Annotated in this window: 14 protein-coding genes and 1 pseudogene; 6 read left to right on the forward strand and 9 right to left on the reverse strand. The window is 65.8% G+C overall.

The window, feature by feature from the left end; genetic code table 11:
* Positions 1-318 precede the first annotated feature (318 nt).
* The 5 genes from ACAW63_RS04470 to ACAW63_RS04490 all read right to left on the reverse strand — a co-directional run bounded on the left by ACAW63_RS04470 (position 319) and on the right by ACAW63_RS04490 (position 6,694).
* Entirely contained in the window at positions 319-1,731 is a 1,413-nt protein-coding gene (locus tag ACAW63_RS04470; RefSeq protein WP_371231955.1) for an amino acid permease, read from the reverse strand.
* Positions 1,732-2,101: 370 nt separating this feature from the next.
* Positions 2,102-4,339: an ATP-binding protein gene (locus tag ACAW63_RS04475; protein WP_371231957.1), complete on the reverse strand. Its 2,238-nt coding sequence runs from the start codon at positions 4,337-4,339 to the stop codon at positions 2,102-2,104.
* A complete protein-coding gene (locus tag ACAW63_RS04480; RefSeq protein ID WP_371231959.1) occupies positions 4,336-5,091 on the reverse strand; it encodes a substrate-binding periplasmic protein in 756 nt (251 codons plus the stop codon). The genes ACAW63_RS04475 and ACAW63_RS04480 overlap by 4 nt, the downstream gene beginning before the upstream one ends.
* 105 nt (positions 5,092-5,196) lie before the next feature.
* Entirely contained in the window at positions 5,197-5,937 is a 741-nt protein-coding gene (locus ACAW63_RS04485; protein WP_371234572.1) for a response regulator, read from the reverse strand.
* 109 nt (positions 5,938-6,046) lie between these two features.
* Positions 6,047-6,694 carry a TetR family transcriptional regulator C-terminal domain-containing protein gene (locus ACAW63_RS04490; RefSeq protein WP_371231961.1) on the reverse strand — a complete coding sequence of 216 codons (648 nt, stop codon included), beginning with the start codon at positions 6,692-6,694 and terminating at the stop codon, positions 6,047-6,049.
* 197 nt (positions 6,695-6,891) lie between these two features.
* Between ACAW63_RS04490 and ACAW63_RS04495 the strand changes: the two are divergent.
* The 4 genes and pseudogenes from ACAW63_RS04495 to ACAW63_RS04510 all read left to right on the forward strand — a co-directional run bounded on the left by ACAW63_RS04495 (position 6,892) and on the right by ACAW63_RS04510 (position 11,833).
* Positions 6,892-7,994, forward strand: a pseudogene (locus ACAW63_RS04495) (polyamine ABC transporter substrate-binding protein).
* Positions 7,995-8,219: 225 nt separating this feature from the next.
* The gene (locus tag ACAW63_RS04500) at positions 8,220-9,638 is read left to right on the forward strand and encodes an aminotransferase (protein ID WP_371231962.1); all 1,419 of its coding nucleotides are present in this window, start codon (positions 8,220-8,222) and stop codon (positions 9,636-9,638) included.
* Between the two features lie 41 nt (positions 9,639-9,679).
* Positions 9,680-10,546 carry a response regulator transcription factor gene (locus ACAW63_RS04505; protein WP_371231963.1) on the forward strand — a complete coding sequence of 289 codons (867 nt, stop codon included), beginning with the start codon at positions 9,680-9,682 and terminating at the stop codon, positions 10,544-10,546.
* A 279-nt stretch (positions 10,547-10,825) separates the two neighbouring features.
* Positions 10,826-11,833, forward strand: a complete 1,008-nt coding sequence (locus ACAW63_RS04510) for an alpha/beta fold hydrolase (protein ID WP_371231964.1) — start codon at positions 10,826-10,828, stop codon at positions 11,831-11,833.
* Between the two features lie 314 nt (positions 11,834-12,147).
* Here the strand turns inward: ACAW63_RS04510 and choV are convergent, their stop codons facing one another.
* The 4 genes from choV to ACAW63_RS04530 all read right to left on the reverse strand — a co-directional run bounded on the left by choV (position 12,148) and on the right by ACAW63_RS04530 (position 16,345).
* Positions 12,148-13,326: a choline ABC transporter ATP-binding protein gene (gene choV, locus ACAW63_RS04515; RefSeq protein ID WP_371231966.1), complete on the reverse strand. Its 1,179-nt coding sequence runs from the start codon at positions 13,324-13,326 to the stop codon at positions 12,148-12,150.
* Positions 13,327-13,331: 5 nt separating this feature from the next.
* A complete protein-coding gene (gene choW, locus ACAW63_RS04520; RefSeq protein ID WP_275609394.1) occupies positions 13,332-14,171 on the reverse strand; it encodes a choline ABC transporter permease subunit in 840 nt (279 codons plus the stop codon).
* Between the two features lie 54 nt (positions 14,172-14,225).
* Positions 14,226-15,164, reverse strand: a complete 939-nt coding sequence (locus tag ACAW63_RS04525; protein ID WP_275609395.1) for a choline ABC transporter substrate-binding protein — start codon at positions 15,162-15,164, stop codon at positions 14,226-14,228.
* 242 nt (positions 15,165-15,406) lie between these two features.
* Complete coding sequence (locus ACAW63_RS04530) at positions 15,407-16,345, reverse strand: choline ABC transporter substrate-binding protein (RefSeq protein ID WP_371231968.1); 939 nt, start codon at positions 16,343-16,345, stop codon at positions 15,407-15,409.
* A gap of 341 nt (positions 16,346-16,686) precedes the next feature.
* Between ACAW63_RS04530 and ACAW63_RS04535 the strand changes: the two genes are divergently transcribed.
* Together ACAW63_RS04535 and ACAW63_RS04540 are read left to right on the forward strand one after the other, a co-directional pair.
* Entirely contained in the window at positions 16,687-18,063 is a 1,377-nt protein-coding gene (locus tag ACAW63_RS04535) for an L-serine ammonia-lyase (protein WP_371231969.1), read from the forward strand.
* Positions 18,064-18,437: 374 nt separating this feature from the next.
* Complete coding sequence (locus ACAW63_RS04540) at positions 18,438-19,544, forward strand: GlxA family transcriptional regulator (protein ID WP_152227726.1); 1,107 nt, start codon at positions 18,438-18,440, stop codon at positions 19,542-19,544.
* The last annotated feature ends 41 nt before the right edge of the window (positions 19,545-19,585 follow it).

Raw genomic sequence — 19,585 nt, forward strand, 5'->3', positions numbered from 1 at the left:
AAACAAGTGTTCAGTAAGGCGGCAATCCACCCGAATGGGGGGCTTGTAACGCCCCTGGCAGCGGCGGAAGGCCGCTCGGTGCGGGGGTTGAGGGGTTTTGCGGGGGCTTGGCGGGCGGGCTTGTTACAACTTTGAACAATTGTTCAGCAAGAGATGGGACGGGTGGAGTACCTGTAGGAGCGAGCTTGCTCGCGAACGGACGTCCCGGCGACTCCGGAGCTGGGTAGGTTCGCGAGCAAGCTCGCTCCTACGAAGAGCCCAAGACCAAGAGCCAAAGAAAAAGCCCCGCAATGCGGGGCTTTTCCGGTGCAGTCAGACTCAACCGATGCTCGGCACCGCCTCATCGGTCAGCACCTGGCCGCGCTTGCGCTTGAGCGCGTAGTAGGCCAGGTAGCAGGCCGCCATGAAGCCGAAGCCCCAGTACAGCGACGGACGCTGGGTCGGGTCCAGGGCGAGGAACACGAACAGCGAGCAGCAGATCGCGATGCACGCCAGCGGGATCAGCGGGAACAGCGGTGCGGCGTACTTCAGGTCGGCCACGGTGCCGCCCTTGGCCATGTGCTCACGACGGAAGCGGTACTGGGCGTAGGCGATGACGATCCAGGTGACGGTGCCGGACATCCCGCTCACCGCCATCAGCACCATGAACAGGGTGTCGGCGGCGACGATGCTGGTCAGCAGCGACAGCAGGGCGAAGGCCAGGCTGATCAGCAGCGCGTAGAGCGGCACGCCGCGGGCGCTCAGCTGGGACAGCTTGCGCGGCGCCATGCCGGTCTTGGACATGGCCCAGAGGATGCGGGTGGACGCGTAGAGGCCGGAGTTGCCCACGGACAGGATGGCGGTGAGGATCACGAAGTTCATCAGATCGGCGGCGTAGGGAATGCCGACCATGTCGAACACCTGCACGAAGGGGCTTTCCATCAGGCCGGCCTGCTTCCACGGCACGATGCAGGACAGCACGACGATCGCCAGCACGTAGAAGATCAGCACGCGGAACACCACGTTGCGCACGGCGCGCGGGATGCTCTTTTCCGGCTGGTCGGTCTCGCCGGCGGCGACGCCCATGATCTCGCAGCCCTGGAAGGCGTAGACCACCGTCATCATCACCGCGAACACGGCGGACAGGCCGTTGGGGAACAGGCCGTCGCTGACCAGGTTGTGCAGCCCCGGCGCGGCGGTGCCATCGCTCAGCGGGATGGCGCCGAAGATCACCAGCAGGCCGACCACGATGAAGGCCAGGATGGCGGCGACCTTGATGCCCGAGAACCAGTACTCGGCCTCACCGAAGGCGCGGGTGGCCAGGGCGTTGAGGGAGAACAGCACGACCACGAAGAAGCCCGACCAGATCCAGATCGGCACGTCGGGGAACCAGCGGGTCATCAGCATGCCGGCGGCGGTGAATTCCAGGCCGACGGTGGAGGCCCAGCTCATCCAGTAGACCCAGCCGATCATGAAGCCGGTGGCCGGACCGATGAAGCGCGTGGCATGGGCCTGGAAGGAGCCGGAGACCGGCATCTGCACGGACAGCTCGCCCAGGCAGACCATCACCAGGTACATCAGCAGGCCGGCGACCAGGTAGGCGAGGATGGCGCCCATGGGGCCGCCGGAGCCGATGGTGACGCCCGAGCCCATGAACAGGCCGGTGCCGATCACGCCGCCCAGGGACAGCATGAAGATGTGGCGGCTCTTCAGCGCGCGGGTGAGCTGGATCTTCTCTTGCGACTCAGACATGGCGCACCTCCAGGGAACGGCGGGCGCGGCTGAGCGGAACTCTACGTTGGATCATTATTGTTATCTCCAATCAATCAGAGGCCGTGGCTCGGGCACGGATGCCACCGGATTATTGGAAGGCGATGTAAGACGCCGTTGTTCGGGCGGATCGAAGTTGTAGGAAGTTGTAAGGATTTTGTGCGGAGCGCGTGGGGCGGGAGTTTCAGGCTTTTGATTTTCGTAGGACCGAGGGGGACGCCTAGTTCTTGCTCGCGAACGGATTCAGCCGGCTATGACGGGGTTGGGCGGGTTCGCGAGCAAGCTCGCTCCTACAGGGTTCGCTGCCCGCGGATGACCCGGAGCGGAGGAATCCCCCTCACCCACGCAGGAACTACGCCTGGGCGCCCTTCAAAAGTTCAGAGGCAACGCCCCTCTCCCGCTCCAACCGCTCAGCCCAGTCACCGAGAGAATCCCCCGCCAACGCCGCCTGCTCCAGCTCGCCCAGGCCATCCCCCAACCCGCGCAAGCCCATCGACCGGCAGCTCCCCGCCAACCGATGCGCCAGACTGGCGACCTCCACGGCGTCCTCCTGCCGCAAGGCTTCCAGCAACAGCGGCCACTGCTCGTCGAGCAGCTTCCACAGACTGGCGAGCAGTTCGTTCAGCTTGTGCTCGCCCAGCAGACGACGATGGGTATCGAGCACCTGGCGGTCCAGCGGCCCGTTATCCACAGCCTCCGGCACAGGCGCGGACGCCACCCCGGACAACGCCCGGCGCAGGTCATCCAGGCGCAGCGGCTTGCCCAGTACGCCCTGCATACCCGCTTCGAAGTAACGGCGAACCATCCCCGGCTGCACGCTGGCGGTGAAGGCGTGGATCGGCGTGGTGGCGTTGAGCCCGTTGGGCTGCTTGCGGATCGCCCGGCACAGGTCGAGGCCGGTCATGCCCGGCAGGTGCATGTCCAGCAGGATCAGGTCGAAGGCGCGCTCGGCCGTGAGCGCCAGGGCAGGTTCGGCGTCGTCGGCGAGATAGACATGATGACCGTCGCGCTCCAGCAGCCCCTGGGCGACCTCGCGGTTGAGCGCGACGTCCTCCACCAGCAGCACCTCCAGCGCCAGCTTCGGTTCGTCCACCTGCGGAGCGCGCGGGACATCTCCCGGCGCCAGCACGATCTCGAACCAGAAGGTGCTGCCCTCGCCCTCCAGGCTTTCCACGCCGATCTCGCCGCCCATGGCCTCCACCAGGCGCTTGCTGATCGCCAGCCCCAGCCCGGTGCCGCCGTAGCGCCGCGCCACCTCGTCGCTGGCCTGGGTGAAGCGCTGGAAGATCTTCTCCTGCTGCTCGGCGGAGATGCCGATGCCATCGTCGATCACCGCAAAACGCAGGCGCTGCCAGGCCTCGCCGCGTTCCAGCAGCGTCACCTCCAGCAGCACCTCGCCGTCCTCGGTGAACTTCACCGCGTTGGCCAGCAGGTTGCTCAGCACCTGGCGCAGGAACTGTTCGGCGCCCCGGCAGGCGTCCTGCACCTGCGGGTCGACGCGCAGGCGCAGGCAGATGCCGTTGCCTTCGGCACGCGGCTCCAGCAGGGTCACCACGTCGTCCAGCAGGCGGCGCAGGGAGAAGTCCACCGGCTCCGGCTGGCTGGCGCCGTCCTCCAGCTTGGCGAAGTGCAGCACCTCGTTGAGGATCGCCAGCAGCCCCTCGCCGGCTGTGGACAGCGCCTGCAACCGGCGCCGGTCCTGTTCACCCAGGGGCGCGGCGCGCAGCAGTTCGGCCATGCCGAGGATGCCGTTGAGCGGCGTGCGGATTTCGTGGCTCATGGTGGCGAGGAAGCGGCTCTTGGCGCGGTTGGCCTCCTCGGCGTCCTCCTTGGCACGGCGCAGGCTGGCGGTGCGCCGCTCGACCCGGCGTTGCAGCTCGTCGCGCTTGCTCTGCAGGGCGGCGCGGTCGGCCTCGCGGCGCCGCAGCTCGGCGCGCAGGGCGCGGCGCAGGTCGTCGAGGGCGTCGGCGACGGTGTCGATCTCGTCCTCATGACGACGCTTGTGCAGCGCCAGCTCGGTCTGCAGGTCGCCGCCGGTGAGGCCGCGGACGAAGTCGGCCATGGCGCGCAGGTGGCGGGTGACCAGGCTGTGGAACAGCCAGCTCAGCGCCACCGCCAGGCCGCAGAGGAACGCGCCCATCCACAGCAGGTTGGTCAGGCCGCCGTGCAGCAGGCGACGGTAGACCGCGCCGAGGTCGATGCTGATTTCCAGTTCACCCAGGGCGCGGCGCTCGCCATCCGGCGGCTGGAAGGCCAGGGCGTAGTGCTCGACGCGGAACGGGCCGTGCTTCACCTCGGCGTCCTGCGCCAGGTTGAAGTCGACGCTGCGCAGGCGCACCTGGGCGATGTCGGGGAAGTCGGCCAGGCCGTGCAACTGCACGTTGAGCTGCTCCTGGTTGAGGTCCCAGAGGCTGCGTTCGAAGCTGGCCAGGTAGCCGACGCGGATCAGTTCCAGGCGCGCATCGATGTCACGCATCTCGCGGCGGTATTCGAAGTACAGCTGCACGGCGCTGGCCAGCACGGTGAAGCACAGGCTGAACAGCAACACCCGCAGCAGCAGGCGCCGGGCCAGGCCGCCGGGCAGTTTCAACGCGGCACCCCGTCGCCGGCGAGCATGGCCCGGTAGCCACGTTCGCTGTCGTCCAGCCAGCGCGCCACGCTGCCGTCGTCCACGCGTTTCTTCAATGCCGCGTCGATCTCGTTCATCCGCGCGGCCAGCGGCGAATGGCGCGACACGGCGATGCGCAAGTAATCCACGGTCAGCGGCCGGGGCAGCGCGGCGATGTCCTCGCCGCCGGCCAACTGCTCGACGAACAGGGTGCCGGTACGCCGCTCATGGGCGATGAAGTCGATGCGCTGGCGGATCAGCTTGCCGAAGTTCTGCCGGCTGTCGGAGACCCATTCGACGTTGCCATGCTCGGCGATGAGGCGGTCGAACGCCGGCCCGTAGCTTTCGCCGAACAGCAGCCCGCCCCGGTAGTGGGCGAGGTCGCCCAGCTGGTCGAAGCGCACCGGCTTGCGGCGGTTGTAGAAGATCGCCACTTCCTCGCGCAGCACCGGCACGCGGGAGAACACCAGGCCGCCGTCGCGCTGCGGCGTCTGGTAGGCAAGCACCACATCGACGCGGCCTTCGGCGGCGTCCAGCAGGCAGCGCTTCCAGTTGCCCAGCACCACGGTCCGCACCTCGTAGCCCAGCTCGCCGAGCACGCTGCGCACGGTCTGCGGCGCCAGGCCACGCACCTCATGGCCGTCGCTCCAGGAGATGGGCGGGTATACGGGGTAATCGCAGTAGCGGATGGGTTGGGCGGCTTGGGTGATGGCAGAAAATGCCAGAGCGAACAAAGCGAATAGCTGCTGGAGATAGCGGCGAGGCGATTGCCCTCTCCCTAGCCCTCTCCCTGAAGGGAGAGGGGACTGTCCTACGCCCCCTGAAATCATCGATCCAACTCAGGCATCGACAGGCGTGGCGGTGAACAGGTAGCCGGCGCCGTGGATGGTGATGATCAGCTCGGGCTCGGCCGGGTCGTCGCGCAGCTTGCGGCGCAGGCGGCCGACCAGCACGTCGATGGAGCGGTCGTTGGGCAGCCATTCGCGGTTGCGGATCTGGTCCATCAGCTGGTCGCGACTGAGGGTGTGGCCGGTGTTGCGCAGGAACACGCAGAGCAGCTGGAACTCGCCGTGGGTCAGCGGGGTTTCGTTGCCGTCGCGGTCGATCAGGCGGCGGCGGTCGGGGTCGAGCGTCCAGTGGGCGAAGCGCTTGTGGTTCTGCCGCGCCGGCTGGGTAGCCGGGCCCTGACGGGCGTGGCGCACGCGACGGATCAGGTTCTTCGCCCGAGACACCAGCTCGCGCGGGTTGAGCGGCTTGATCACATAGTCGTCGGCGCCGCATTCCAGGCCGACGATGCGGTCGATGTCGTCGTTGCGACCGGTGATCAGGATGATGCCGACCTCCGAGCGCACGCGCAGCTCACGGGTCAGGGTCAGGCCGTCCTTGCCGGGCAGGCGGATGTCGAGCATCACCAGGTCGATGGGCTGTTCGGCCTGCTCGGCCTCGGCCAGGTGCGCCTCGGCCTGTTCGGCGGTGCCCGCGCAGAGCACGTCGTAGCCTTCCTCGCCGAGGTAAGCCTGGAGGAGCTCGCGAACCACCGGATCGTCGTCGACGATCAGTACACGGGAAGTCATCGCAATACCCTGCTGACGCCACCGCTGTGTGCGGGGCAATTCTTGTTATTAGTCTAGAGAGGTCTGAAGGACCGGTCCTGCGGAGGCAGCAGGTTACCGGCCACTGAACAATCGATCAACAGGCCGCCGCCGCACGGCTGAAGCGCTGCCGGCCGCCGTGCTGCAGGCCATCCACCCAGGCTTCGCAGATCTGCACGCCCTGCTCCGGGGTGAAGGTATTGGGGTTCAGGCCGGACTCCAGCCACAGGCCATCGAGCAGGGCGCTCAGGGCGATGGCGGCGAGGTCGGCATCGAAGTCGGACCAGCCCTGCTCCTTCGCCAGCTCATTCAGCGCCTGCGCCAGCAACGAGCGGTACTCGCCGTAGGAATGGTCGTGCGCCTTGTTGATTTCCTCGGCGGTCTTTACCGCGCCCCAGAACGCCAGCCAGGCATCCAGCAGCTGCGGGTCGAGCAGTTCGGCGGAGAACGACGCACGGAAGAACGCCGACAGCCGCGCACGGGCATCGGGCGCCGCCTCGGCGATGGCCTCGCGCAGCAGTTGCATCACCCGTCCGGTGACGGTCAGGTAGGCCTCGGCCACCAATTCGTCCTTGCCCGAATAGTGGTGGTTGATCAGCCCCACCGAGACCCCGGCCTCGGCGCAGATCTTGCGGATCGACGCACCCTGGAAGCCATGGCGCTTCAGGCAGGCGAGCGTCGCCTCGATCAGCAACGCCTTGCGCTGTTCGGGCTCCAGTCGGGAAAAGCGGACTTCCTGGTTCATTCCTGTGATTCCGAGTGGGGTATGGGGAGAATTTGAACGATTGTTCGACAAGATGCCAGCCCCGGGGTCTGCGGTCGTTTCGACACGGGTGCTGACACAGTAACAGACCCTACCTACCCGTTCGGGGAATGGTCCGCCAACCGGGTGTGGCCGAGAGTGGCCCCATCAGCGAACACAACAACAACAGGTGGACTGACATGCAGAAGACCCTCGCTGCAGTATTGAGCGCGGCGCTGGCGACCTTGCCGGCGCTGGGCCACGGGGAAGACAGCAGTAGCGCCAATACGCTGCGGCTGTACAACTGGTCCGACTATATCGGCGAACACACCATCGCCGACTTCGAGAAGGCCACCGGCATCAAGGTGGTCTACGACACCTTCGACTCCTATGAGACCGTGCAGGGCAAGCTGCTGCCCGGCCGCTCCGGCTACGACCTGGTGGTACTGAATGCCGCCCTGGTGCCGCCGCTGCTGAAAGCGGGCGTGTTCCAGCCGCTGGACAAGTCCAGGCTGCCGAGCTGGAACAACCTCGACCCCGAGGTGCTCAAGCACCTGGATCACTACGATCCGGGCGTGCAGTACTCGGCGCCTTATACCTGGGGCAGCAACGGCATCACCTACAACATCGACAAGATCAAGCAGCGCATGCCCGACGCGCCCATCGGCTCGCTGGCGATGCTGTTCGATCCGAAGATCGTGTCGAAATTCGCGATTGCGGGGTGACCATCATCGACTCGCCCACCGACGTGATCCCCCTGGCCCTGGCCTACCTCAAGCGCGACCCCAACAGCGCCCTGCCCGAGGACCTGAAGGCCGCCCAGGACCTGCTGCAGTCGATCCGTCCGTACATCCGCAAGTTCGACTCCACCAGCTACCTCAACGGCCTGGCCAACGGCGACCAGTGCATGGCCATGACCTGGTCCGGCGACTACGCCACCGCCCAGGCCCGCGCCGACGAGGCCGGCGCCAAGGTGAAGCTGGGCTACTTCGTGCCCAAGGAAGGCTCGCTGATCTGGTTCGATGACTTCTACATCCCGGCCGATGCGCCGCATGTGGCCAACGCCCACAAGTTCATCGAGTACATGCTCCAGCCCAAGGTGGCCGCAGCCGTCAGCGACTACATCCGCTATGCCTCGAGCAACGCCGCCGCCAAACCCATGCTCACCGCCGAAGTGCGCAACGACCCGGCGATCTATCCCGACGCCGAGACCCGCGCCCGGCTGTTCACCCAGAAGGTGCAGAACCCCAAGGCCACTCGCCTGATCACCCGCACCTGGGCTGCGGTGAAAACCGGAACCTGATCAGTCAGTCCCAAAGCCCCCTCTCCCCAGCCCTCTCCCTGAAGGGAGAGGGGGCAGCCCGCAGCAGGGTTCATGGAAGTCATCTTCCTGATGCCCCGCTGGCAGCGGGCCCGCAATGACCTTCGTAGTCACCGAGTACTCCGAACGGTCCCCTCTCCCTTCAGGGAGAGGGTCAGGGAGAGGGCAAGGACTCGCACGACGAACCGTAATTTCGAGGTACAGACGATGACCACCCCAACCCCAGCCTTCTTCGCCCAGTTCAACGACGAGCAGCTGGTCGCCGCCGACAAAGCCCACTACGTGCACGGCTACCACGTGTTCGACGATCACCGTGTCAACGGTGCGCTGAACATCGCCGCCGGCGAGGGCGCCTATATCTACGACACCAAGGGCAATCGCTACCTGGATGCCGTGGGCGGCATGTGGTGCACCAACATCGGCCTGGGCCGCACGGAAATGGCCGACGCCATCGCCGAGCAGGTGCGCCGGCTGGCCTACTCCAACCCCTTCTGCGACATGGCCAACGTCACCGCCATCCAGCTCTGCGAGAAGCTCGCGCAACTGGCGCCGGGCGACCTCGACCATGTGTTCCTCACCACCGGCGGCTCCACCGCCGTGGACACCGCCTACCGGCTGATCCAGTACTACCAGAACTGCCGCGGCAAGCGTGAGAAGAAGCACATCATCAGCCGGGTCAACGCCTACCACGGCTCGACCTTCCTCACCATGTCCCTGGGCGGCAAGGTCGCCGACCACCCGGCCGAGTTCGACTTCCTCAAGGACGTCATCCACCACATTTCCTGCCCGAACCCCTACCGCGCGCCGGAAGGGATGACCGAAGGCGACTTCCTCGAATTCCTGGTGAAGGAATTCGAGGACAAGATCCTCGAGCTGGGCGCAGACAAGGTGGCGGCCTTCTTCGCCGAACCGATCATGGGCTCGGGCGGCGTGATCATCCCGCCCAAGGGCTACCACAAGCGCATGTGGGAGGTGTGCCAGCAGTACGACGTCCTCTACGTCGCCGACGAAGTGGTGACCTCCTTCGGCCGCCTCGGCGCCTTCTTCGCCTCCGAGGACGTGTTCGGCATGCAGCCGGACATCATCACCACCGCCAAGGGCCTGACCTCCGGCTACCTGCCGCTGGGTGCGTGCATCTTCTCCGAGCGCATCTGGAAGGTGATCGCCGAAGCCGACCAGGGCCGCTGCTTCGCCCACGGTTTCACCTACAGCGGACACCCGGTGAGCTGCGTCTCGGCGCTGAAGAACATCGAGATCATCGAGCGCGAGAACCTGCTGGAGCACGTCAAGGACGTCGGCGCCTACCTGGAGCAGCGTCTGCAGGAACTGGCCGGGCTGCCGCTGGTGGGCAGCGTGCGCTGCCAGAAGCTGATGGCCTGCGTCGAGTTCGTCGCCGACAAGCGCAGCAAGACGCTGTTCCCCGAGGAGCTGAACATCGGCGAGAAGATCCACCTGCGCGCCCAGGCCCGCGGCCTGCTGGTACGGCCGATCGTGCACCTGAACGTGATGTCGCCGCCGCTGACCATCACCCGCGAGCAGGTCGACGAGATCGTCGACACCCTGCGCGAATCGATCCTCGAAGCGGCTGAAGACCTCAAGCGCAGCGGTGATTACGCGGGGCACTGATGATTTTGCCTACACCCCGGCAGCCCTTTAGACTGCCGGACATGAGCGAATCCCAGGCACTGAGCGAATCGTCCGACGCACCAGCCCTGCATGCCTGGCATGCGGGGCTGGCGCGCGCCATGGCCAGCGTGGGCGACGTGGCCTTCGTCGAACGCCTGGCCGAGGCGCTGGACTGCCTGGTGCCGGTGGAATCGATGATGCTCGGCCTGGAGCAGCGCGGGCAGCCGCCACAGCCGCTGTACCAGCGCGGCATCGCCCCGGCGCACCACGAGGCGCTGATCGACCGCTACTACGCCCGCGGCTACCTGCTCGACCCCTTCTGCCTGGCCATGGAAGACGGCCTCACCGAAGGTTTCTACCCACTGGCGGATATCGCCCCGGACGACTTCTTCGCCAGCGAGTACTACAAGACCTACTACCTGCGCTGCGGCTGCACCGAGGACTGTCACTTCATCGTCGACCTGGGCGAGGCGCGCAAGGTTTCCCTGTGCCTCTACCAGGGCAACAGCGGCGCACGCTTCAGCGAGACCCAGCTGGACCTGCTGGCCGGCGCCCTGCCACTGGTGCGCGAACTGATCCGTCAGTTCGAGCGCAACGGCGGCCTCGACCTGCTGCTGGCCGGGCACGGTGAAGGCAGTGCACAAGCGGCGCAGGCACCGCTGAACCGGCACATCCGCGCCGCCTTCATGAACTTCGGCGCGGACCTGTTGACCGAACGCGAACGGGAAATCGCCCACCTGCTGCTGCGCGGCCATTCGGTGAAGTCCAGCGCACGGGTGCTCGACATCTCCCCGGAAACGGTGCGCATGCACCGCAAGCACCTCTACACCAAGCTGGAGATCAACTCCCAGGCTGAGCTGTTCTCGCTGTTCATCGACTGGCTCACCGGCGGCGTGAGCGCGGCCTGAGGCAGCGGTTGTACGCCGTTTCACCGGGCCATCATCCACTTCACGGTCATGCTCGAAGCGCCCTGGAACCGCACTTCGGGTTCGAACGCGGAGTGGTCGGATACCAAGGCCAAACGGCGTATAACGCGGAGCGTCATACGCCCTGCATCTGGGTTGGCCGGCGGCGTGGGTATCGAGAACACTTCGAACTCAGCCGATGCGGCGTCCGGCTGCAAAATCTGCCAACCTATTGGCTTTGCCGCTGTCTGATCCGTGCCCAAACCACCCGGAGAGCTCCCGATGCGCCGCTGGCTACCCGCCCTGCTACTGGCCACCACCCTGCCGTTGCACGCCGCCGAAACCAAGCCCACCTACGGCCCGGAGCTGGAGCGCTTCCAGTACGCCTTCCCGGTCGGTCACTACAGCTTCGCCTCCCAGGGCCACCACATGCACATGGCCTACATCGACGTGAAGCCCAAGAAGCAGCCCAACGGCCGCACCGTGGTGCTGCTGCACGGCAAGAACTTCTGCGCCGGCACCTGGGAATCCACCATCGCCGCGCTGAGCGACGCCGGCTACCGGGTGGTGGCGCCGGACCAGATCGGCTTCTGCAAGTCCACCAAGCCCGAGCGCTACCAGTACAGCTTCCAGCAGCTGGCGACCAATACCCACGCCCTGCTGGAGCACCTGAAGATCGGCAAGGTCACCCTGCTGGGTCACTCCACCGGCGGCATGCTCGCCACCCGCTACGCGCTGATGTACCCGCAGCAGGTGGAGCAGCTGGCGATGGTCAACCCCATCGGCCTTGAGGACTGGAAGGCCCTGGGCGTGCCCTACCGCACCCCGGACCAGTGGTACGAGCGCGAGCTCAAGACCAGCGCCGAAGGCATCCGCCAGTACGAGCAGGCGACCTACTACGCCGGCCAGTGGAAGCCGGAGTACGACAAGTGGGTGAACATGCTCGCCGGCCTGTTCAACGGCGCCGGCCACGAACGCGTGGCGTGGAACTCGGCGCTGCTCTACGACATGATCTTCACCCAGCCGGTGGTCTACGAATTCGGCCAGCTGAAGATGCCGACCCTTCTGCTGATCGGCACCCGGGACAACACCGCCATCGGCAAGGACCTCGCGCCAGCCGAGCTGAAGGCCAGGCTGGGCAACTACGCCGAGCTGGGCAAGCAGACCGCCGAGGCGATCCCCAACGCCACGCTGGTGGAGTTCGACGACCTCGGCCATGCGCCGCAGATCCAGGACCCGAAGCGCTTCCACGAAGCGCTGCTCAAGGGGCTGGCCGACCTCAAGCACTGACCGCAGGGCTCCAGCCCTTGTAGGAAGAGAAGCCCCCACGAGCCATGCCCGCGATCCTGGCCCAATGCTGAGCTATCGCGGACGGAGTCCGCTCCTACGCGGGCGCAAAGCGTGGGCATTTCCCTGTGGGAACAGCGTCATCCGCGATGGATTTCGCGGATAAGATCCACTCCTACGATAAGCAGCGTCGGCTCAGCCTGTAGGAGCGGACTCCGTCCGCGATTCCCGGCAACGCTGCGCAAACCGCCCCATCCGCACCAATAAAAACGCCGGCTCACCTCTCGGCGAGCCGGCGTCGAGTGCCCCGAGCCCCGTCAGCCCAGGTTCTTGCCCAGCAGCGCGTGGTACAGCTCGCTGTCGCCGAGCACGCCCACTACGCGGTTCTGTTCCTGCAGCACCAGCTTGTGGCCGGTCTGGTAGCGGATCTGCAGCGCGTCGCGCATGCGGATGTTGACGTCCACCAGGGTCGGCTCGTGCTTGAGCTTCTCCACCGCATCGCCCGGCTGCCAGCGCTGCAGGTCGATGATGTTGCTGCCCTGGCGAGCGGCCTTGATCTGGTTCGTCTCGGTCAGGCCGATCCAGCAGTCGCGGCCCTGGTCGAAGCACACCTCGTCGGCCTGGCGGCGGCACTGGTCCAGGCCACGCATCAGGCTGGAACCGCACAGCACGTTGAGCGGGTTGGTGTGGGCGACGAAGGTGCGCACGTAGTCGTCCGCCGGGCTGAGCACGATTTCCTCGGGCTTGCCGTGCTGGATGATGCGGCCGTCCTTCATGATCGCGATGCGCGTACCGATCTTCAGCGCCTCGTCCAGGTCGTGGCTGACGAAGACGATGGTCTTGTGCAGCTGGCGTTGCAGCACCAGCAGCTCATCCTGCAGCTGCTGGCGGATCAGCGGGTCCAGCGCGGAGAAGGGTTCGTCCATCAGCAGGATGTCGCCATCCATCGCCAGCGCACGGGCCAGGCCCACGCGCTGCTGCATGCCGCCGGAGAGCGAGTCCGGACGCTTGTCGCGCCATTGCGACAGGCCGACCAGCTCCAGCTTCTCGTCGATCACCTTCTTCCGCTCGTTGGCCGGGCGGCCCTGCATCTCCAGGCCGAAGCCGATGTTCTCGGCCACGGTCAGCCAGGGCATCAGCGCGAACTTCTGGAACACCATGGCGATGCGCTTGGTGCGCATGGTCTTGAGCGTTGCCGGCGAGCAGTTGGCGATATCCACCTGCTGGCCTTCGTGCTCGATCAAGAGCTTGCCGCGGCTGACCCGGTTGAGGCCGTTGATGCAGCGCAACAGGCTGGATTTGCCCGAGCCGGAGAGCCCCATCATCACGCAGATTTCGCCGCGGTTGACGTCGAGGTTGGCGTCCTCCACCCCCAGGACCTGGCCGGTGCGCTTGAGGATTTCCTCGCGGCCCATGCCCTGGTCCAGCAGCTTGATGGCTTCCTTGGTGTGGGTGCCGAAAATCACATCCACATGTTCGAATCGAATCGCCGACATAGTGCTTACCTCCCCCGCAGCGAACGTTGCTTGCACACCCGGTCGAGCAGGATGGCGAGCAGGACGATGGCCAGACCGGCCTCGAAGCCGAGGGAAATGTCCGCCGTGTTGAGCGCGTTGACCACGGGTTTACCCAGGCCATCGGCACCCACCAGCGCGGCGATAACCACCATCGACAGCGACAACATGATGCATTGCGTGATCCCGGCGCCGATGCTGGGCATGGCGTGGGGCAGTTCGATACGGGTCAGCAGCTGCCAGCGCGAGCAACCGAAGGCCTTGCCGGCGTCCATCAGCTCCGCCGGCACGTCCTGGATACCCAGGCAGGTCAGGCGGATGGGCGCGGCGATGGCGAAGATCACCGTGGAAATCAGGCCCGGCACCACACCCAGGCCGAACAGGGTCAGGGTCGGGATCAGGTAGACGAAGGTGGGCACCGTCTGCATCAGGTCCAGCAGGGGGCGCAGGGCGGTGTAGAACCAGGGCTTGTGCGCCGCCAGGATGCCCAGCGGCACCCCGATGGCGATACACACGACCGTGGCGAAGATCACCTGCGCCAGGGTCTCCATGGTCTCCTGCCAGTACCCCAGGTTGAGGATCAGCAGCAGCGAGGCCAGCGCGAACGCCGCCAGCCCCCAGCTGCGCTGGATGTAGAACACCAGGATGACCATTAGCGCGATCAGGGCCAGCGGGTTGAACCAGAGCAGGCTGTTGGTGACAGCGTGAATCAGGAACTCAAGGGTGTCGGAGATCTTGTCGAAAAACGCGGCGCCATGCTGGGTGAGCCAATCGACGAAGGCGGCGATGTGTTCGCCCAGCGGGAGCTTGTGGTCAGTCAGAAACATAATGCGGGCCCATCAGAAGCTTGAGGAATCGGCCAACGACAATTACTTCGGCACTTACTTCGCGAATGCCACCTTGGCTGCCGCCAAGGCCGGTTTGCCGTCACGGGTGGTCACGCCGGCGAGCCAGGCGTCGAGCAGTTCCGGATGGTCCTTCAACCAGGCTTTTGCCGCCTCTTCGGGCTTCTTGCCCCCGTTGAGCACGGCGTCCATGAGTTTGTTTTCCATCTCCAGGGTGAAGGTCAGGTTGGTCAGCAGCTTGCCGACGTTCGGGCACTCCTGGACGTAACCCTTGCGGACGTTGGTGTAGATGGTCGCGCCGCCGTAGTTGGGACCGAACACGTCATCGCCGCCTTCGAGGTACTTCATCTTGAAGCGGGTGTTCATCGGATGCGGTTCCCAGCCCAGGAACACGATCCACTGGTTGCGGCGGTCGGCGCGTCCGACCTGCGAGAGCATGCCGGCCTCGCTGGACTCCACCAGCTTGAATTTGCCCAGGTTGAACTGGTTCTTGTCGAGCATGCCCTGGACCAGACGGTTGCCGTCGTTGCCCGGCTCGATGCCGTAGATCTTGCTGTCCAGCTTGTCGGCGAACTTGGAAATGTCGGCGAAGGACTTCAGGCCGCCGTCATAGGCCGCCTGGGTGACCGCCAGGGTGTACTTGGCGCCTTCGAGGTTGGCCCGCACGGTTTCCACGCTGCCGTTGTCGGCGTAGGGCTTGATGTCGTTGGCCATGCTCGGCATCCAGTTGCCGAGGAACACGTCCATGTCCTTGTTCGCCAGCGACTTGTAGGTCACCGGCACGGACAGCATGGTCACCTTGGTGGTGTAGCCAAGCGATTCGAGCACCTGGCGGGTGGTAGCCGTGGTCACGGTGATGTCGGTCCAGCCGACGTCGGAGAAGCGGACCGTGCCGCACGACTCAGGTTCAGCGGCCTGAACCGCCAGCGGCGCGCAAATGGACACAGCCAGCAGCAAAGACTTGCAACCTTTCATGGACGTACTCCTCTGCGGGGTGGGGCGCCGGCGCTTCCCGCAGTGGGCGCGGCGGACTCTTGTTTTATTGGTAGGGCCAGCGATTCAGGCCCTTTTTTCGTCATTTCGTAATCGATCATGGAACAGGAAAAATTCGCCGCATACCGGGTGCGTCGCAACCAGTGCAGGCGAAGTCGCATTCAGCACCAGGCATGTCGCATCCAATTCAAAGGCCCGGTCCAGGCGACCTGCGAGGGTCGTGATCAGTCCTTCGCGAGGGACTTCGAACCCTCTGCCGTACTGCCCGAAGCACTCGGTGCGACACCCTGCAGCCACATGTCCTGCACCTGCGGATTGGCCTTCAGCCAGCTCTTGGCGGCCTGCCGCGGATTGCGCCGCTCGTTGAGCACCGCATCCATCAGCTGGTTCTCCATCGCCAGGTCGAATTTCAGGTTCTTCAGCAGCCGCGCGACATTCGGGCACTCCTGAAGATAGCCTGCCCTGACGTTGGTGAAGACCGTGGCGCCGCCATAATTCGGCCCGAAGTAGGCATCGCCGCCGTCCAGGTACTTCATTTGAAGACGCGTATTCATCGGGTGAGGTTCCCAGCCGAGGAACACGATCGGCTGTTTCAGCGCCCCGGCGCGCTTCACGTAGGCCAGCATGTCCGCCTCGCTGGACTCCACCAGCTTGAAGTCGCCCAGGCCGAAGGCCTTGTCGTTGATCATCTTCTGGATCAGCTGGTTGCCGTCGTTGCCCGGCTCGATGCCGTAGATGCGGCCGCCCAGTTGCTCCCTGAACTTCGCGATGTCGGCGAAGCTCTTCAGGCCCGCGTCATAGGCATACTGCGGCACCGCCAGGGTGTACTTGGCGCCTTCGAGGTTGGCCCGCACGGTTTCCACCGTGCCCTTGTCGGCGTAGGGCTTGATGTCGCCCGCCATGCTCGGCATCCAGTTGCCGAGGAACACGTCGATCTTGCCCTCCGCCATGGCCTTGTAGGTGTCCGGCACGGACATCCGTTCGACCTTGGTGCGGTAGCCCTGGTGGGCGAGCACCAGGCGGGTAACCGCCGTGGTGACGGTGATATCGGTCCAGCCCACGTCGGCGAAACGCACGACGGCACAGGATTCCGGCTCGGCAGCCCGGGCAACGCCCGGCAGTACCACGGATAACGCCAACAGCGACGACACAAGACTCTTCATGAGACCAGCCTCTGACTGCGGAGAAAGGGGGGCGCGCACGGTCCGATACCGTTCGTCGGGATCGGATCATGGGGCAAGGTGGATTCCCGCGCCTATCGACCAATCGACGTCCGGCGCCGGGATGTCGCGTCCAGACATGACCTCGTCGTCGGCGGAACACCAGCGCCGGCGTTGCCGCGGCCGCGCCTTGCCGCACGGCGTCCACGGCGCTTTTGGATATGGCCAAGTCGGTGCCGGAAGGGGCCGCGCCGGCGCTTGGGTCGATGATGACGGCGCAACGCGGGCACAGGGACGTGCCCACGCCCCCACCCTCGCAGGATGCAGCCCGCTCGGAGTTCGGCATGGCAATCAGTGTGTTCGACCTGTTCAAGATCGGTATCGGCCCCTCAAGCTCGCATACCGTAGGCCCCATGCGCGCCGCCGCGCTGTTCGTCGGCCACCTGGGCGAGCGCCGGCTGCTCGAACGCACCCGCCGTGTGGAAGTCCGCCTGTACGGCTCGCTGTCGGCCACCGGCGTCGGCCACGGCACCGACCGCGCAACCATCATGGGCCTGATGGGCGAATGGCCCGACCGTATCGACCCGCAGCAGATCGAACCGCGCATGGCCGCGCTGCGGGAGAGCGGCGAGCTGCTGCTGGCCGGCACCCATCCCGTGCCTTTCGACTGGGTGCGCGACATGCGCCTGCTCGACGAGAACCTGCCCTACCACCCCAACGCCATGCGCCTGACCGCCTTCGACAACGAAGGCGAGCTGCACAGCGATACCTATTACTCCATCGGCGGCGGCTTCGTCGTCGACGAAGAGCAGGCCGCCTCCGGCAGCCTCGACACCGACAACACCGTCCTGCCCTACGACTTCTCCAGCGCCGCCGAACTGCTCACCCTGTGCCGCCGCCACAACCTGCGCGTGTCCGAGCTGATGATGGCTAACGAGCGCATGTGGCGCAGCGAAACCGACATCCGCGAAGGCCTCAAGGCGATCTGGCAGGCCATGCGCGATTGCGTCGATGCCGGCCTGCGTCACGAAGGCATCCTCCCCGGCGGGCTCAATGTGCAGCGCCGCGCCGCGCGCCTGCACCGCAACCTGCTGGAGATCGGCAAGCCCAACGTCATCGGCTCGACCTTGAGCGCCATGGAATGGGTCAACCTGTTCGCCCTGGCGGTGAACGAGGAGAACGCCGCCGGCGGGCGCATGGTCACCGCGCCCACCAACGGCGCCGCGGGGATCATCCCGGCGGTGCTCCACTACTACATGCGCTTCAACCCCGACGCCAGCGACAACGACGTCACCGACTACTTACTGGCCGCCGCCGCCGTCGGCATCCTGTGCAAGAAGAACGCGTCCATCTCCGGCGCCGAAGTCGGCTGCCAGGGTGAAGTGGGCTCGGCCTGCGCCATGGCCGCGGCGGGCCTCGCCGAAGTGCTCGGCGCCAGCCCCGAGCAGGTCGAGAACGCCGCCGAGATCGGCCTGGAGCACAACCTCGGCCTGACCTGCGACCCGGTCGGCGGGCTGGTTCAGGTGCCCTGCATCGAACGCAACGCCATCGCCGCGGTGAAAGCCATCAACGCCGCGCAGATGGCCCTGCGCGGTGACGGCCAGCACTTCATCAGCCTCGACCAGGTGATCCGCACCATGCGCGACACCGGCGCCGACATGCACGACAAGTACAAGGAAACCTCGCGCGGCGGCCTGGCCGTCAGCAGCATCGAGTGCTGAGCCCAAAATCGACCACCCGGTCGTAAAAACGCCACATTCTGGCGCACCGGTACGCTCGTCCCGTCCCAACCACGAGCGTTACCGTTTGGCGCAACGCACCGCCGGTAGCGTGACCGGCGAGTGCTACCGAAATCCCCAGCCCCCGCCTCATGCGTATTTGCGACCTGCAGCGCGTCGCAATCCGACCCGGCAAAAACGGCATTCCCATGCCGTTTTCTTTTTTTATTGAACAGTCAATCAATGTAGGCATGGCATTTGCCTTGCTATACGTAGAGGAACAGCCACGGGACCGCCCCAGGGCAGATTTCCCGAGCAGAAAACAAGCATAAGAAACGCCTCCCAAGAGGCGACTGTGACTAGCGTGAGGTGACTGAATGAACGCGTTCAACCCCGGAGTTCCCCCGCAAAACCGAGCTCCGCAGTCCATCGGCTTCCTGCTGTTGGACAACTTCACCCTGATCTCCCTGGCCTCGGCGGTGGAACCGTTGCGCATGGCCAACCAGCTCTCCGGTCGCGAACTCTACCGCTGGCACACCCTGAGCCTCGACGGCCGCCAGGTCTGGGCCAGCGATGGCCTGCAGATCACCCCCGACGCCTCCTGCGACAGCGCCCCGCAGATGGACACCCTGATCGTGGTCGGCGGCGTCGGCATCCAGCGCAGCGTCACCCGCGAACACGTCACCTTCCTCCAGGCCCAGGCGCGCCACGGCCGCAAGCTGGGCGCCGTGTGCACCGGCAGCTGGGCCCTGGCCCGCGCCGGCCTGCTTGACGGCTACGACTGCAGCGTGCACTGGGAATGCCTGGCCGCCATGCAGGAAGCCTTCCCCCGCGTGGCCATGAGCACCCGCCTGTTCTCCATCGACCGCAACCGCTTCACCTCCTCCGGCGGCACCGCGCCGATGGACATGGTGCTGCACCTGATCGGCCGCGAGCATGGCCGCGAACTCTCCGCCGCCATCTCCGAGATGTTCATCTACGAACGCATCCGCAACGAACAGGACCACCAGCGTGTGCCGCTCAAGCACATGCTCGGCACCAACCAGCCGAAGCTGCAGGAAATCGTCGCGCTGATGGAAGCCAACCTCGAAGAACCCATCGACCTCGACGAACTGGCCGTCTACGTCAACGTCTCGCGCCGCCAGCTCGAGCGCCTGTTCCAGAAGTACCTGCACTGCTCGCCGTCGCGCTACTACCTGAAGCTGCGCCTGATCCGCGCGCGCCAGCTGCTCAAGCAGACCTCCATGTCGATCATCGAAGTCGCCTCGGTCTGCGGTTTCGTCTCCACCCCGCACTTCTCCAAGTGCTACCGCGAGTACTTCGGCATTCCGCCGCGCGACGAGCGCCAGGGCCAGCCCATCGGCCAACCGGTCATGGTCATGCCCATCCCGCAGGACCTGGCCCTCATGCCCAACTCCTCGGCCATCTCCGCCCTCAGCCAGGCCCAGGGCGAATCCACCTTCGCCAGCGTGCGGGTGCTCTGACTGCCGGCTAGCGCCGAGGCACGCGTCCGTACCGAACGGCC

Origin of the sequence: Pseudomonas sp. QE6 (genome assembly GCF_041379005.1) — a bacterium.
GTDB lineage: Bacteria > Pseudomonadota > Gammaproteobacteria > Pseudomonadales > Pseudomonadaceae > Pseudomonas.

What these genes read in the sequence shown, in the direction of transcription:
- ACAW63_RS04470 (WP_371231955.1), bottom strand. Translation starts at nt 1,731, where the DNA reads ATGTCTGAGTCGCAAGAGAAGATCCAGCTCACCCGCGCGCTGAAGAGC.
- ACAW63_RS04490 (WP_371231961.1), bottom strand. Translation starts at nt 6,694, where the DNA reads ATGAACCAGGAAGTCCGCTTTTCCCGACTGGAGCCCGAACAGCGCAAG.
- ACAW63_RS04500 (WP_371231962.1), top strand. Translation starts at nt 8,220, where the DNA reads ATGACCACCCCAACCCCAGCCTTCTTCGCCCAGTTCAACGACGAGCAG.
- ACAW63_RS04505 (WP_371231963.1), top strand. Translation starts at nt 9,680, where the DNA reads ATGAGCGAATCCCAGGCACTGAGCGAATCGTCCGACGCACCAGCCCTG.
- ACAW63_RS04510 (WP_371231964.1), top strand. Translation starts at nt 10,826, where the DNA reads ATGCGCCGCTGGCTACCCGCCCTGCTACTGGCCACCACCCTGCCGTTG.
- choV (WP_371231966.1), bottom strand. Translation starts at nt 13,326, where the DNA reads ATGTCGGCGATTCGATTCGAACATGTGGATGTGATTTTCGGCACCCAC.
- choW (WP_275609394.1), bottom strand. Translation starts at nt 14,171, where the DNA reads ATGTTTCTGACTGACCACAAGCTCCCGCTGGGCGAACACATCGCCGCC.
- ACAW63_RS04525 (WP_275609395.1), bottom strand. Translation starts at nt 15,164, where the DNA reads ATGAAAGGTTGCAAGTCTTTGCTGCTGGCTGTGTCCATTTGCGCGCCG.
- ACAW63_RS04530 (WP_371231968.1), bottom strand. Translation starts at nt 16,345, where the DNA reads ATGAAGAGTCTTGTGTCGTCGCTGTTGGCGTTATCCGTGGTACTGCCG.
- ACAW63_RS04535 (WP_371231969.1), top strand. Translation starts at nt 16,687, where the DNA reads ATGGCAATCAGTGTGTTCGACCTGTTCAAGATCGGTATCGGCCCCTCA.
- ACAW63_RS04540 (WP_152227726.1), top strand. Translation starts at nt 18,438, where the DNA reads ATGAACGCGTTCAACCCCGGAGTTCCCCCGCAAAACCGAGCTCCGCAG.